Consider the following 14,959-nt stretch of genomic DNA (forward strand, 5'->3'; position numbering starts at 1 on the left):
TCCAGTATCGCTGCCGCGAGGCGGCGGCATGGCGGATACGGGGCCCTCCTCCCGATGGCCCGACGAACGCCGCGACAGCCCCCGGGACGATCTCAAGCTCACAGCACCTCTCCCCGGCTGCGAGCGTTGGCGCTGGCCACCCGCGCCCACATCAGAGCCTCCGCCTGCTCACGGACGTTCAGCGGATGCACATCGCCGGGGCACGCGGTCCACTCCGTACCACCGCCTTCGGGGCGCAGCCACACGAAGCCGTCCTGGTGGTCCATGACGATCCCGCGCCTCTCCTGCCGTGTGTCGTGGGCGAGCTGACCGACGGGAAGCCGGGTCCGCTCCAGCTCGGCGCGGTCGGGACGGGGTGTGCGGGCAGCCGCGTCCGTCATGTCGGTCGTCCTACGTCCTCGAGGTGCCACGGGCGTCTCCGTTCTCACTGTGCGTACTCCCAGCGAAACGGTCGGCGGCCGTCGCGCGACAGGGTGACTGTGTTCCGAAGCGGGTTACGGAACACCCGCCACCTGCCCTCTTTCACCGTTTGCGATCACCCTGTCACCGACGGCAACTATCGTGGAGAGGCGACAGCGTTCCCCCAAGGACACGGAACGCCACGCACGTCCGCACGGCATACGGCAAGGGAGCACCGGCCATGGCCCAGCCCGCCCGAGACCTCGAACCCGCCAGCTCCGCGCGCGACCTGTACGGCGTGGAGCTACGGCGTCAACGCCAGGCCGCCGGGCTGTCGTTGGACCGGCTGTCGGACATCGTGAACTACAGCAAGACGCATCTGCACGGGGTGGAGACGGCGGAGCGGCTTCCGTTGCCGCCGATCTCGGAGAAACTGGATGTGGCGTTTGGGACGGGGGAGTTGTTCCAGGGGTTGTGGGGGGTGGTTAAGCGGGAGCACACGCCTCGGCGGTTTGATCATTGTTTGGAGTTGGAGGCACGGGCGGCGCGGATTCAGTCGTTCAACGCGAGCCTCATTCCTGGGCTGCTCCAGACCGCGGCGTACATGCGGGCGTTGTTCGCCGAAGGTGAACCGGGCATCAGCCCAGAGGAGATCGAAAGCCTCACGGCAGCTCGCCTGGGCCGTCAGGAGATCCTGCGCCGGGACTGCCCGCCGGACTTCTGGTGGATCCTCAACGAAGCAGTGCTACGGCAGGCAGTGAGCGGCCGCGCAGTGATGCGTGAGCAACTCGCGGCGCTGCTGCCCCTTATGGAAACGCGCCACACGACGATCCAAGTCGTCCCTTTCGAGGCGGGCGCATGCTCCCTGATGCTCGGCACGCTCATCCTGCTGACGCTTCCTGACAACTCCACCACCGTGTACCAGGAAGGTCCTAGGAACGGCGAGATCTTCGACGACCGGAAGACTGTCATGCAACGCGTGCGAGACTACATCGCATGAAGGTCTGCGCGCTCTCACCCAAGGAGTCCGCAGCGTTGATCAAGGCGACGATGGAGATGTACGAGCCATGCGAGTCACCCCGGACCTGAGCACCGCCCGCTGGCGCAAGTCATCGTTCAGCGGAAACCAGGCAGGGGACGAATGCGTCGAGGTCTGCGACGACTTCCCCGGCGCGGTCCCCGTCCGTGACAGCAAGGAGACGAACGGCCCCATCCTGATGCTCGACGGCGCGGCCTGGCAGCCCTTCGTCGACGGCGTCAAGGACGGCTCCCTGTAAGGCGGTTACGCGAAACGGGTCCCGGAGGTGTTCCAGGACCCGTTCGGAACAAGAAGTCCGGCGGGCAGCTCAGCCCGTCACAGCCGCCTCCAGCCTCGCGAGAGCCAGGTCTTCCCTGCGGTCGGCCTCGTCACGCTTCTTGTAGGCGGCCCGGACGGTGGCGGCGATGCGGTCGCGGTCGGGCTGGGTGAGGACAGGAACGGGAATCTCCCGACACAGATCGAGATGGATGTCCTGCTGCTTTCCGCCCGTCGAGCAGGCGCGCAGCAGCCTGAATAGGGCCTCGGAGCGGAACAACGCGTACAGGTAGGCGCCGGAGTACTCCGAGGTCCCGGAACGAATCCGCAGGAAGTCCTCGGAATAGGCGAGATTGGCCCACTCTCCCGTCACCAGGATGGAGCGCCCGTACACCTCGTTCTCGCCGAGCGTCCCACGTGCAGCGACCAGAAGCGTCTCGTCGGCGGCCCGCACCTCGTCCGGCGTGAACGCCTTGCTGATCCATCGCCCTTCCGGCCGCAACCAGAACGCCTGCCGCTGCCCGACCAGCCGGTAACTGCACGTGTTACCGGGTTCGCCGTCGACACGCTGGAACCGCATACCCCGGCTCAGCTGTCCCCTCTCACAAACCTCCCCCAACGACACACACTCCCGCTCCCCCAACCGCTCCAAAATCCTCCGAGCCCTCGGCTGGAAGTTGAGCGCCCGCAGACTCGTCGCCGTAACACGGCGCTGGGCGAACCCCAGATCCCGCCCCTGCTCATGCCACCGCAGATCCAGCAGATCCTCGATCTCGGCCGTGCGGAACAGATCCCGCGTCGCCGCCTCAAGCCCCGCCTGGAACTCGGCCCGCAACTCGGCCGCGTCCTCGACGAGTTCGTGGATCTCGTTCTCCACAGCGTCCCCGAAGCGCGGCACGGGGATCTCACCGACATGGTCGGGGGAGATGTGCTTGACGGCCGAGCCGTAAATCCCACCCCTGACAAGCACCTCGCCAAACCGGCTGGCCAGGAACGCGTACAGGTATCCAGGCTGAATCTTGCTCTGGTCGGGAACAACCTTCATGACGTGCTCCGAGGACCAGAAACCGTCCATGTCCGGGCGCGTGTACGAGCGCCGCCCGGCGTTGAATCCCGACCGTGAGATCAAGGTCATCCCGGCCTTGAGCTCCATGTAGCGCAAGCCGGGCGATTCCGCCTCGGCCTTGCTCAGTCGGGGCAACGCGCCGAGGTCGGCGACAAGCATGTCCTTGCTGCCCACGAACGGCACGCTGTGCTCAGGGTCAGTGAGATACACCCGCCGCGATTGCGGACCGTCGAAGATGCCTCCCGCATACCCTGCCGTGAGGTCCTTCAGCGGAACCTTTTCCACAGGCAACCGCTCCAGCAACCGCTGTGTGATGAACGCCCCCGACAGGTAGGGCTTCGCAACGAGCTTCAGCCCCTGCTTGTCGAACCACCCCCGCCGCGCCGGATTCCCCCTCTCCGCGATCTTCACGCCGATTCCCCCTTCACCCAGGGAAGTTCGTGCCCGTGCTCCTTCAGGAACTCGTGGTAGGAGTCGATCACATTGGCCCGCACCTCGACATCGTGCTCGGTCCGGTCCCGCAGCGCGAACAGGTCGTTGTCCAGGATCCGCTTGCGCCGGTTGATCTTCCGGGGCACGACGACGTTCCCGACCCAGATGTCGTCGTTCTCCTCGTACTCCTGCCACTCGTACTCGCCGCGCGCGTCCCGCACGTACAGCCGGTTGCCGCGCCGGTCGTGGCCGACCTTCTCGACGACGGCCATGAACACCGGGTAGTCCTTGGGCTCGTACAGCCGCTCCTCCTGCTTCTCCCGCTCGGTCTTCTTCCGCAGGAACAGCATGGTGGTGAGGATGTTGACGCCGGCGCCGAACACGAAGGGTTCCACAGGGAGTTCGACGCTGGCCATCACCCAGCACTCGTCGAGGATGTACCGCCGTACCGCCTCGTCGTCCGGGCCGGGGTTGGACAGGATGCCGTTGGGAAGGACGATGCCGATGCGCCCGCCGGGCCTGACCCACTCCACGCACTTCTGCACGAAGAGCCGCTCGGGCGGGACGGAGGAGGCCGGCTTGCCGCGCTTGAGCGAGCCGTCGCCCTTCTCCTTGTCCTTGGTCCAGTCGTAGGCGATGCTCGCCGGCTTCTCCCCGCCGAACTCGTCCGTCCGGAACAGCTCCAGGGTCGACCCGGTGACGGGGATGTCCGTGCCGAAGGGCGGGTTGGTGAGCAGGACGTCGACCTGTCCGATCCCGACGCGGTTCAGGCGCTCCATGGCGGGCCCGTGACCGGGCTTGTCCTGGCTGCCGCGGGGGAACCTGAGGGAGTCCACCTGGAAGGTGTTGCCCCTGACCTCCGTCAGCATCATCAGGCCGAAGGAGGCGGCGCGGGTGAGGAACGGGTCGAAGTCCATGCCGAAGACCCGGTCGCTGGCGTACCGCGCGAGTTCCGGGCGGTACTCCGTCTCCGCGTCGGCCTTCGCCTGCACGGACATGCCCCGCCCGAAGGCGGGCAGCCCGTCCCGGTGCAGGACATGCAGCAGCGTCTCGCGCAGGAAGCCGCCGGTGCCGCAGCACGGGTCGAGAACGGTCTCGTCGGGCTGGGGGTCGAGCAGTTCGACCATGAAGCGGGTCGCGACGTTCGGGGTGAAGTACTGACCCCGGTCGCCGCGCAGGTTGGCGCCGACGAGTTCTTGGTAGGCGGTGCCGACCGCGTCGAGGGAGGTGCCGAGGAGGGTGTACGTGGACAGTTCACCGGCGATGAAGGTGAGAGCGGCCTCATTGAGAGTGAGGCGGTCGTACTCGGTGAGCTCGTCCGGATGCTCCTTCTTGAACTCCGCGAAGAGGTCCTTCACGCGCTGGGCGACGGCGGGGTTGCCCTCGTCGCTCTTCGCCAGCGCCACGAGCTCCGTGGTGTCGACGTAGAAGCGGGGGTCCTGTCCCTCCCGCACCATCTTCTCGTCGTGCAGCTTGGCGAACAGGACGTAGAGGAACTGCCAGAACGCGGCGTCCTTGGGCAGGCCCTCGTTGCCGTGGATGAAGTCGTGACAGCGGCGGAACGCGAACTTGAGCATGGTCTCGTCGGCGCTGCGCATGATGCCGAGCGAGGAGATGTTGCCCTTGGCGTCGAAGAGGGTGGCGTCGCCGCGCGGCCAGTTCGCCAGCGGCAGGTAGACGTCCTCGAAGCGGTGCGGGTCGCGGCGGATGAAGTAGAGGTCCTTGTCGTCCGTCCACATGCCGTAGACGCACTCCGGCCCGGCCCCGTGCATCAGGTCGGCGACCTCGTCGACCTGTTCCTTGGCCCGGGCGAAGGTGCGGATCTTGGAGACAGTACGGCTGTCGTTGCGGGGCGGCTTGATGACGACGATCCGGCGGATGTCCTCCCGCTTGGGCTCCTCGCCGGGCTTGATCGAGCCGGGCTCGAAGATCGCGATGCTCGCCCGCTTCCACGTCTTCCGGCCGTTCTTCGAGACCTGGATGCGGAAGTCGGCCCGCATGTCGCGCGGGTCGATGCCGTACTGGTGGACGAGCGCCCGGGCGATGCGCTGGCGGACCTCCTCCATCGGGGTGTGCTTGACGACGTTCGTACCGGAGATGTAGTCGAAGATCTCGTCGTCCTGGAGCTTGCGCGGCCCCGCGCTCTCCTCCGGCGCCGACTGCGCACGCCCCCTGCCGGAGGCCTTCGCGTTCGCCTTGGCCGACGGTGCCGGCCTCCGCCCACCCTCCTCGGGAATGTCGAAGCCCAGCTGTTCCTCACCCATCGCGCCCGCGCCCACCTTGTCCCATATCGCCACGTTTCACACCGCCGGTCTGCCGTACGGCGTACCGCCCCACACTAGGCCAACGTCATTCCTCGGCGTCCTCCCCCGTGACGGCCCAGTCCTCGGCGATCTGCACCAGGGAACGCCCGCCGGGGTCGACCCAGTACTTCGTCCCCTGCACCTGCTGGTCGTTGCCCATCGCCTCAAGGCGAATACGTCGGACCAGGCTGGACGGGGAGTACGCCTGCCCGTCCGCCTCCCACACCAGCGGCCGGCTCTTGCTGTTCCGCCAGACAGCCCGCCCTCGCCGCGGGTCCTCCTGGATCCAGCGGGGCAGGTTCTTGCGGTCGGCCTCGGTATCCGGCCGCAGTTCCAGAAGCGTGCCCTCACTGATGAGCCCCTGCTCGACGATCACCGTGACCGCGCGCGTACTGCGCGTTCCAGACGTCGGCTGTCGCGTGCGAACGAATGACTCGGCCGTGAGCGCCAGGTCAGCCAGTGTGGCGCCCCCGGTCTCGGCAACAACCGCGTGCGGCTCTTCGACCAGCGCTTCAGCCGCGGCCTCAGATGCCTCCCCCGCGACCAGGAGCGCGGTGAGGCGACCCGCTACTCCTGAGGCCCGCTCGGGCAGCGTGACCGCCTTGGCAACCTGGCTGGTTCGCCCGTACGCGGCGTTGATCACATCGATCATGAGCAGTACGGCCAGATTCACCCGCCCTGGCACCTGAGCCAGTCGGTCCGACCACGCTTCCCCGTCCAGGGCCTCCAGGTCGCCGATCTCCATGGTGTGGAACAGCACGTGGGTGAGCAGGATGTCAGCATGCTCAGCCACCTGGGCCACGCGGGCGCTCGACACGCCCACAAGCTTGGCCCGCTCGGCAAGGTCACCCAGCATGCCGAGCTTGCCGACCTCGTCGCGCACCGCCCGAAGCAGACCGACACACCGCCACACCCGGAAGGCAGTCGGCATGGGCCCGAAGATCTCCCGGTAGTGGGCCCTCTCCCATAGCCATGACGGATTCCGCTTCGCCTCGGCGGCGAAAGCCGGGTCCGGGTGCACGGCGGCGAGGGCAAGCGCCGCCTCCTCCATGGTGCAGCCTTGCTCCCGGTCCGGTACGACCTCGCCCCGCTTGACGGCGTACGTCAGATTCAGGGCCAGCTGGAAGTCCTCGCGCAGATCGGCCTGCTCCGGCTCCACCGACCTCAGGTCCCGTGCCTCGATGGGGTTCTGCGTGTTGGCTGCGATGGTGATCCGGTCGCCGAAGTCGTCAGGGCAGTCCTTCAGCGAGATGATGCGCACCATCACCTGGGCTTGCGCCACGCAGTCGGGGTGGGACTCCATCACCGCGCGTATCGCGTCCCCGGTCTGGGCACCGTTGATCACACTGGCGCCTTCGAGGTGCAGCCCGATCGACGCCCACCGGTCGGGCGGATCCACGCCCTTGGGGCCGGCCTCGTCACAGACAAGGGTGATCCCGCCGTTGAAGTACAGGAAGTGCTCGGGCCTGTGGATCAAGGAGTCCTGGATGGTGGCATTGACCTCACTCTCACCCAGAGCGTCACGTACATTACGGGCAGTGAGCACGTCACCGTTCTCCCCCGCATACCAGTCGGCCACCGTCGAAGCAGGCACGGTCCCGTAGTACAAGGGGAAGGGCTTGTCCGTCTTCCCCGGGCTGCCCAGCTCGATGTCCAGGTCGACCCTGCGCCGGGTTCCCAGAACCGCCTGATACAGCGCAGGCAGGTCGATGATCTCCAGGGAGACGAGGTCGGGGTTCCTGGGATGAAGCGCTCGTATCTTTTCTTCCAGGCGCTTGCGAGTGTTGGGGTGGAGCCCGTTCCGGGTGACGAGCGCGAGAACCAGCGTCACCTTCGGCCGTGATGCCGCCAGGGCACGCGTGAGGTCCGCAACATGCGGAGCCATCTTGGGGCCGAGGCGCTCGAAATCGCGATTGAAGAGGTAGTGCAGGCCATCCACGACGGCCGCCACATCGGCGTGGCCGAAACCTGCGTTCCCCCTGTCGTTCCACTTGGACTGGACGACGATGATCTCCCGGCCCTCGACGACAATGGCGTCGATGCCCTCGTCTCCCCTCCCATCGGTAATGGTCTGCGCGGCCTGCTCGTCCGTCCGTTCCGTCTCCAGCGTTACGGCGAGTGCGGCGACAGCACGGCTGAGGAACATCTGCTCCTCGTCCGGACGGTGAGCAACGTCCTCCGTGATACCGAACGGCCGGAACCGCTCGATCAACTTCCTGCGCAGGTTCGCCACTTGAACCGGATGCGGCACGCGTCCCCCTCGTCCACCAGTGCTCCACCGCCGTCACCGGCGACACCGTCCCGAGGCTATCCCGGCAGGCGCAAGGCGTTCCGTTCGATTCAGCGGAACATACGCCTCTGGCCGTAGTGCTCACAGCCACCGGCATGCTCAACTCGGGCTGCTTATGGGCGCATTGACCTGCATGACTGCCCGTCGCTATCTTTGTCTGCCGGACAAGACAGCCGCTCGGGGGGCCTGGTGCGCATCCTGTCGTTCAAGCCTGGAAATGACGGGACTGTCGCCCTCATCGAGGATGGGCACCTCGTCTTCTCGCACGAGAGCGAGAAGGACTCCTTTCGCCGGTAGACCGACCTGACCGCATCCACCTTGCTGCACGCAGCCGAAGGGCTGGACGGACCACCCGACGTGGTGTGCCTCAGCAGGTGGGGCAAGGGGTTCCACTCTGTCGATCCTCCGCTGGGTGCGGGGTACTTCGGGTACGACGAGAGCGGCATACTCACGGGTGAGAGCCGCTTCTTCAGTAGCCCCGTCCGCACCTTCAGCTCCACTCCACGAGCGGTCCCATCTGCTGAGCGCGTACGGGATGTCCGATCTGGAGGCCGGCCAGCCCTGTTACGCGCTGGTCTGGGAAGGCAACATCGGATCGTTCTACGCCTTCACCCCCGGCCTACGGGTCAGGCGCCTGTCCACGGTGCGGACCCGGGCAACAAGTACCAGCACATCTTCGCTCTTGCCGATCCTTCCACCTCACGCGAGCACGGAGGATTCCGCTTCTCCAATGCCGGCAAGCTCATGGCACTGACCGGCTTCGCACGCGGCTCCGCCATGTCGCAGGCCGAGCGGGATCTGATCGAGTGCTCAAGACGGCCGACCACCCAGGCGCCCTCTTCTCGCGTCGCGCGCTCAGCCGCCCAGCACTCCCGCCACATCCCCCAGCACGGGAATCGCCCCGAGCGACCGCGCCTGAGCCACCGGCGCGGTCAGCATCTGCGAGGTCAGCGGCTGGAAGTCGGCGACCTGCGTGCCGACGCCGTTGTCGAGGGGGTCCACACCCGTGCCCGCCAGCGGGTTCGGCTTGAGGCCCGTGAGCGCGCCGGTGACGTAGGGCAGGGCCGCGAGCGTGCCCCGCACCCCGGTCTGGGGGTCGATGTTCCCCAGCGAGGTGGGGTGGGTCCGCATCACGTCGACGACGGGTTCGCCCGGCGCCGCCGACGCGGCACCGGCGCCCGCGCCCAGCGCCACGGAGGCGGTCGCGAGGGCGGCGAGCGCGCGCCGGCCGGTGGGGTTGTGGGGAGAGGCGTGTCGGGCCATCGCTGCTGCCACCTTCTGCTGCGCACGGTCATCGGATCGGCACACAGGGTAGGCGAGGTGTGACGCGCGCTTCAAAGCCGACCCGCGGGGTCGTACCGGGGCCGAGGGATGCCGCACACTGGTGTCCCGTGAGCTCCCAACCGCCCATACCGACCCGAGTCGTGCTGCTCTGCGGCCCTTCCGGCTCCGGCAAGTCCCTTCTCGCCGCCCGCTCCGGCCTGCCCGTGCTGCGGCTCGACGACTTCTACAAGGAGGGCGACGACCCGACCCTGCCGCTGGTCGCCGGGAGCTCCGACATCGACTGGGACCACCCCGGGTCGTGGGACGCGGACACGGCCGTCGCCGCCATCGTCGAACTGTGCGCGTCGGGCCGTACCCAGGTACCGGTCTACGACATCTCGCTCAGCGCCCGCACCGGCACGGAGGCGGTCGAGGTGGGGCGGACCCCGCTGTTCATCGCCGAGGGCATCTTCGCCGCCGAGATCGTCGAGCGCTGCCGTGAGCTCGGGGTGCTGGCCGACGCGCTGTGTCTGAGCCGGGGCCCGGTGAAGACGTTCCGCCGCCGCTTCCTGCGCGATCTGCGGGAGGGCCGCAAGTCGGTGCCGTTCCTGCTGCGCCGGGGCTGGCGGCTGATGCGGGCGGAGCGCTCCATCGTGGCACGGCAGACCGCGCTCGGCGCGTACGCCTGCGACCGCGACGAGGCGATGGGTCGCCTGGCGTCCGCGGCGGCGGGCCGCTGCGCACCGGCCGCACGCAGCACCGCCTGAAAGATTCACTCGGACGAGGGACAGGCGAACCCTGCGGACACATGAAAGCGGGACTGGACGGACCCCCCGGCCCTCCAGTCCCGCTTCCCCCGTTCCCCCCACGCCACCCCCCAGCGGCGTTCCCCCGTGCTGTGCGGCACCGCTGCCCGGCTTCCCCCGTCGGGCCGCGGTACCGCTCCCCCGTTCCCCCGTTTCCCCGTTCCCCCGTAACCCTCAGGCGACAAGCTCCCCGAAGGCGTCCTCCTCGTCACGGCCGAAGCTGAGGACCTCGTCCTCGCGCAGCCGGCGGAGCGACCGCCAGATGCTGGACTTCACCGTGCCGACACTTATGTCGAGGATCTCCGCGATCTCCGGGTCGGTGCGGCCCTCGTAGTAGCGCAGGACCAGCATCGTCCGCTGGAGTTCGGGCAGCCGGGCCAGCGCCTGCCACAGGACCGCGCGCAGTTCGGTGCCGCGCATCGCGTCCGTGTCGCCGGGCGTCTCCGGCAGTTCCTCGGTCGGGTACTCGTTCAGCTTGCGGCGGCGCCACGCGCTGATATGCAGGTTGGTCATCGTCCGCCGCAGATACCCCCCGACGGCGGCCTTGTCACTGATCCGCTCCCAGGCGCGGTACGTCGAGAACAGCGCGCTCTGCAGCAGGTCCTCGGCCTCGAAGCGGTCGCCGGTGAGGTGGTAGGCGGTGGCGTACAGGGAGGCGCGGCGCTCCGTGACGTAGGCGGTGAACTCCGCCTCGGTCAGCGAGCGACGCTCCCCCGTGTCCTCCCTGTACGCGGCTCCCCCGTGAGCCTGTTCCCCCGTGTCGACCACCGTCATGAACCCGGTGTGCTGCCGCCCGGTGCCGCGAGCGCACCCCCGCCCGCTCACGACACCGGACTTCTCTGAACCCCGGCCGACGTTCACGTCGTGGAGACGCGTGACGACTGCGACTGCGGTGGTGCTCTTACCGTGCAGCGTGTTCATCTCGCGCCCCCCGTCGTGGACTTCCGGTGTTTCGTTCTTTGCGTTCTTGCCTGTGACCAAAAGACTGCCGGGGCCACTTCATCGCCGTGTCCGCCGACTGTCACAGACCTGTCACAGGGGTCCGTCATGCCGACACCACAGGGCGTGCACAGTCGTCGGGGGTACGGTCGCCGGCTCGGCGCCCCGGCGCGCCCACCCTGCGGTCCTGACCTGGCCCGTTCCCGCCGCCGACCGGGCCCTCGGCCGTCCCGCCGCGCGAGCCGCTCGGTGTGATCGGCGCCCATCAGTGCGGCTGCGGGACGTCAACTCCGCGCGCTGGCCTGCGCCGAGGACACCGCCCGCAGGCTGGGCCGGCCCGAACGAATCACGACGGCACCGGGCCTTGGCCGACCGACCAGGTGCCCCAGGCGAACCTGGTGGACCGGTCCGGGACGGCCGGGCGAACCGGGTGGACCAGTGCGGGACAGCCGGGCGGACCGGGAGGACCGGGCGGACCGGGAGGGCCGATGGGTGGCAGCCAGGCAGACCGGGCGGGCCGGCGGCAGGTGAGCGGGCCTGCGGGAGCCAGGCGGACCGGGCGCACCGGCGGCAGCCAGGCGCACCGGGCGCACGGGCGACAGGTGGGCGGGCCTGCGGCAGCCAGGCGGACCGGTGGCAGCCGGGCAGGCCGACGGCAGCCAGGTCGACCGGCGGCAGCCAGGCGCACCGGGCGCACCGGCGGTAGCCAGGCAGGCCGGCGGTAGCCAGGCAGGCCGGCGGCAGCCAGGCAGGCCGGGACAGGCGGGCGGACCGGGACAGCCGGGCGGGTCGGGGCAGGTGGGCGGGCCCGGTCGTCCTGGTGGTGTCGTGCCGTGTCCGCGGCTCGGCGGGGAAGGCCGGCCGGTGCTCTCCGACCTCGCCGAGCGCCTCGGTCCGCGGCCCCGCGGCGACCTGCTCGCCCGCGTCGAAGCCGCAGGTCCGCGGGTACGCGGCCGACTGGAAACGTACCCCCGCCACCGGCGTGCGCGGGGCACCTCCGAACCCCTCCGCACCGCCCGCGCCGCGGAATGCATCTGCCTGTGCCGTCTCAGCACCGACCCACAGGTCGAACGACAGCCCCCTCATGGGCCAGAATGAGCCCGTGCCTTCCCTGTTGCTGATCGAGGACGACGACGCCATCCGTACGGCCCTGGAGCTCTCACTGACGCGCCAGGGGCACCGTGTGGCGACCGCTGCGAGCGGTGAGGACGGTCTGAAGCTGTTGCGTGAGCAGCGGCCGGATCTGATCGTGCTGGATGTCATGCTGCCCGGCATCGACGGGTTCGAGGTGTGCCGGCGCATCCGGCGCACCGACCAGCTGCCGATCATTCTGCTCACCGCGCGCAGCGACGACATCGACGTGGTGGTCGGGCTGGAGTCCGGTGCCGACGACTATGTCGTCAAACCCGTCCAGGGCCGGGTGCTGGACGCCCGGATCCGGGCCGTGCTGCGCCGCGGGGAGCGCGAGTCGAACGACGCGGCGGCCTTCGGCAGCCTGGTCATCGACCGCGCGGCGATGACCGTGACGAAGAACGGCGAGGATCTCCAGCTCACCCCGACCGAGCTGCGGCTGCTCCTGGAGCTGAGCCGGCGGCCGGGGCAGGCGCTGTCCCGGCAGCAGCTGCTGCGGCTGGTGTGGGAGCACGACTACCTCGGTGACTCGCGGCTCGTCGACGCCTGTGTGCAGCGGCTGCGCGCCAAGGTCGAGGACGTGCCCTCGTCTCCGACACTGATCCGTACCGTCCGCGGGGTCGGCTACCGCCTGGACGTCCCTCAGTGACACAAGCGCAGGAGGCGCGCGGCGGCTGGTCCGCGGTGCGCAGGGGTCATCTGTCACGGCTCAGGTTCACCAGCCTGCGCCTCAGGCTCGTCGTCGTCTTCGGCGCGGTCGCGCTGACCGCCGCCGTGTCCGCGTCCGGCATCGCGTACTGGCTCAACCGCGAGGCCGTCCTCACCCGTACCCAGGGGGCGGTGCTGCGGGACTTCGAGCAGGAGATGCAGAACCGGGCGGGCTCGCTGCCCGGGCATCCGACGCAGGACGAGTTGCAGCACACCGCCGGGCAGATGGCCAACAGCAGCCAGCGGTTCAGTGTGCTGCTGGTCGGCGAGGACGCGAACGGCCGGACGGTGTACGGCAACTCCGGCGGACTGAGCGGCTTCTCGCTGGACGACGTGCCGAAGTCGCTGCGGACGGCGGTGAACAGGAAGCAGGACGTCACCGACGGCAACAAGTCGCCGTACCACCTGTACTGGCAGCGGGTCGTGGAGCACGGCACGCCCTATCTGGTGGCCGGTACGAAGGTGATCGGCGGCGGGCCGACCGGGTACATGCGCAAGTCGCTGGAGCCGGAGGCGAAGGACCTCAACTCCCTGGCCTGGTCGCTGGGGATCGCCACCGGCCTCGCGCTGATCGGCGCCGCGCTGCTCGCGCAGGCCGCCGCCACGACCGTACTGAAGCCGGTGCACCGGCTGGGGGTCGCCGCGCGGCGGCTCGGCGAGGGGCGGCTGGACACCCGGCTGCGGGTGTCGGGGACGGACGAACTCGCCGACCTGTCCCGGACGTTCAACCGGACGGCGGAGGCGCTGGAGAAGCGGGTCGACGACATGGCGGCGCGGGACGAGGCGTCCCGGCGGTTCGTCGCCGACATGTCGCACGAGCTGCGCACCCCGCTGACCGCCATCACCGCCGTCACGGAGGTGCTGGAGGAGGAGCTGGACGCGGAGTCCGGCAGCATCGATCCGATGATCGAACCGGCCGTACGGCTGGTGGTCAGCGAGACCCGGCGGCTCAACGACCTCGTCGAGAACCTGATGGAGGTCACCCGCTTCGACGCCGGTACGGCGCGGCTGGTCGTGGACACGGTCGACGTCGCCGACCAGATCACGTTCTGCATCGACGCGCGCGCGTGGCTGGACGCGGTCGACCTGGACGCCGAGCGCGGCATCCACGCGCGGCTGGACCCGCGCCGACTGGACGTGATCCTCGCCAACCTCATCGGCAACGCGCTCAAGCACGGCGGTTCCCCGGTGCGGGTGTCGGTGCGCGAGTCGGCCGAGGACGTCGTCATCGCGGTGCGCGACCACGGGCCGGGCATCCCCGAGGACGTGCTGCCGCACGTCTTCGACCGGTTCTACAAGGCGAGCGCCTCGCGGCCGCGCTCCGACGGCAGCGGGCTCGGTCTGTCGATCGCCCTGGAGAACGCCCACATCCACGGCGGCGAGATCACCGCCGCCAACTCCCCCGAGGGCGGCGCGGTGTTCACGCTGCGGCTGCCGAGGGACGCGTCGGAGCTGGTGGACCCGGGCGCCCAGGCGGCGCGGGGCGGACCGGGTGGGCCGGGGGGTCCCGGCGCGCAGGGCGCGAAGGCCGGGAAGGCCGGGAAGGACAACAAGGGGGACGCCTGATGAACGTACGCCGTCTGCTCGCGCTTCCCCTGCTCGCCGGTCTGCTCACCGGCTGCGGGATCCGGGCCACCGAGGTGCCGACCGACTTCGGGGCCGCGCCCTCCCGGGTGCGCTGCTCGCTCAGCGAGCCGGACGTGACGACGCAGTCCGCGCGGGCGGGCGTGCCGGTGCAGGTGTTCCTGCTGTGCGGCTCGTCGCTGGTGACCGTCGACCGCTCGGTACGGGTCACGGACGGGGCGGCTGACGCCCAGCGGCGGGCTCTGGTGGCGCAGGGCCTGCTCGACCAGCTCGCCGAGTCGCCGTCGGCCGCCGAGAAGGAGGCCGGGTACACCACCGACGTGCGCGGGGGGATGACGGTCGGCGGTCCGGGCCCGAAGGACCCCGAGGACGCGCTCCGGCTGAGCGTGCCCCCGGACACCCTCACCTCGTACGCGCTCGCCCAGCTGGTGTGCACCTTCTCCGACTCGGCCGCGGCCGAGGGCGACGGCTCGGTCGTCCTGGGCGGGCCCGGTTCCGATCCCCTGCGCCGCTACGCGTGCACGGACGAGGTCCGCTCCAGGCCCGGCAGCACCGAACCGCCGTCGTCGCCCGTCACCGGGACCTGAGCGGCCGGCACGTGCGGCCCGCCGCCGATGTGGCGGACGCCTCACGGGGGCCCCGGCCCGCGGTGTCGCCGCAGGTCACCGTCGGGCGAGGGGGTGCGGCCGACGGGGAACAGCAAGGGCTTGCGGGGGTGCCGGGCGGGGAGCCGGAACCGATCGT

The 14,959-nt window shown here is 69.6% G+C and carries 12 protein-coding genes; 6 read left to right on the forward strand and 6 right to left on the reverse strand.

The window, feature by feature from the left end; all coding sequences use genetic code 11:
* Positions 1-98: 98 nt before the first annotated feature.
* Positions 99-380, reverse strand: coding sequence for a hypothetical protein (locus AQJ58_RS12250; RefSeq protein WP_067248748.1), 282 nt, complete (start codon positions 378-380; stop codon positions 99-101).
* A gap of 260 nt (positions 381-640) precedes the next feature.
* Between AQJ58_RS12250 and AQJ58_RS12255 the strand changes: the two genes are divergently transcribed.
* Positions 641-1,399, forward strand: a complete 759-nt coding sequence (locus AQJ58_RS12255) for a helix-turn-helix domain-containing protein (RefSeq protein WP_079078881.1) — start codon at positions 641-643, stop codon at positions 1,397-1,399.
* 67 nt (positions 1,400-1,466) lie between these two features.
* Entirely contained in the window at positions 1,467-1,676 is a 210-nt protein-coding gene (locus AQJ58_RS12260; RefSeq protein ID WP_067248750.1) for a DUF397 domain-containing protein, read from the forward strand.
* A 69-nt stretch (positions 1,677-1,745) separates the two neighbouring features.
* Here the strand turns inward: AQJ58_RS12260 and mads5 are convergent, their stop codons facing one another.
* The 4 genes from mads5 to AQJ58_RS12280 all read right to left on the reverse strand — a co-directional run bounded on the left by mads5 (position 1,746) and on the right by AQJ58_RS12280 (position 9,047).
* Positions 1,746-3,170 carry a methylation-associated defense system restriction endonuclease subunit S MAD5 gene (mads5, locus tag AQJ58_RS12265; protein WP_067248752.1) on the reverse strand — a complete coding sequence of 475 codons (1,425 nt, stop codon included), beginning with the start codon at positions 3,168-3,170 and terminating at the stop codon, positions 1,746-1,748.
* Entirely contained in the window at positions 3,167-5,488 is a 2,322-nt protein-coding gene (gene mads2, locus AQJ58_RS12270) for a methylation-associated defense system DNA methyltransferase MAD2 (RefSeq protein ID WP_159056238.1), read from the reverse strand. Before mads2 ends, mads5 begins: the two co-directional genes overlap by 4 nt.
* A gap of 52 nt (positions 5,489-5,540) precedes the next feature.
* Positions 5,541-7,727: an AIPR family protein gene (locus AQJ58_RS12275; RefSeq protein ID WP_067248756.1), complete on the reverse strand. Its 2,187-nt coding sequence runs from the start codon at positions 7,725-7,727 to the stop codon at positions 5,541-5,543.
* A gap of 912 nt (positions 7,728-8,639) precedes the next feature.
* Positions 8,640-9,047, reverse strand: coding sequence for a hypothetical protein (locus tag AQJ58_RS12280; RefSeq protein ID WP_067248758.1), 408 nt, complete (start codon positions 9,045-9,047; stop codon positions 8,640-8,642).
* 59 nt (positions 9,048-9,106) lie between these two features.
* Here AQJ58_RS12280 and AQJ58_RS12285 point away from each other — a divergent pair, with 59 nt between their 5' ends.
* Entirely contained in the window at positions 9,107-9,814 is a 708-nt protein-coding gene (locus AQJ58_RS12285; RefSeq protein WP_079078882.1) for a uridine kinase family protein, read from the forward strand.
* A 213-nt stretch (positions 9,815-10,027) separates the two neighbouring features.
* Here AQJ58_RS12285 and AQJ58_RS12290 read toward each other — a convergent pair whose 3' ends face one another.
* Positions 10,028-10,774 (reverse strand): SigE family RNA polymerase sigma factor, encoded by a 747-nt coding sequence (locus AQJ58_RS12290; RefSeq protein WP_067248762.1) that lies wholly within the window; start codon positions 10,772-10,774, stop codon positions 10,028-10,030.
* 1,120 nt (positions 10,775-11,894) lie between these two features.
* Between AQJ58_RS12290 and afsQ1 the strand changes: the two genes are divergently transcribed.
* The 3 genes from afsQ1 to AQJ58_RS12305 are packed head-to-tail and all read left to right on the forward strand — an operon-like array spanning position 11,895 to position 14,802.
* Positions 11,895-12,572 carry a two-component system response regulator AfsQ1 gene (gene afsQ1, locus AQJ58_RS12295; RefSeq protein WP_199844574.1) on the forward strand — a complete coding sequence of 226 codons (678 nt, stop codon included), beginning with the start codon at positions 11,895-11,897 and terminating at the stop codon, positions 12,570-12,572.
* A complete protein-coding gene (locus AQJ58_RS12300; RefSeq protein ID WP_067248767.1) occupies positions 12,569-14,197 on the forward strand; it encodes a sensor histidine kinase in 1,629 nt (542 codons plus the stop codon). Before afsQ1 ends, AQJ58_RS12300 begins: the two co-directional genes overlap by 4 nt.
* Complete coding sequence (locus AQJ58_RS12305) at positions 14,197-14,802, forward strand: hypothetical protein (protein WP_067248769.1); 606 nt, start codon at positions 14,197-14,199, stop codon at positions 14,800-14,802. The genes AQJ58_RS12300 and AQJ58_RS12305 overlap by 1 nt, the downstream gene beginning before the upstream one ends.
* The last annotated feature ends 157 nt before the right edge of the window (positions 14,803-14,959 follow it).

Origin of the sequence: Streptomyces sp. DSM 15324 (assembly GCF_001514285.1) — a bacterium.
In the GTDB taxonomy this organism is placed as follows: Bacteria; Actinomycetota; Actinomycetes; order Streptomycetales; family Streptomycetaceae; genus Streptomyces.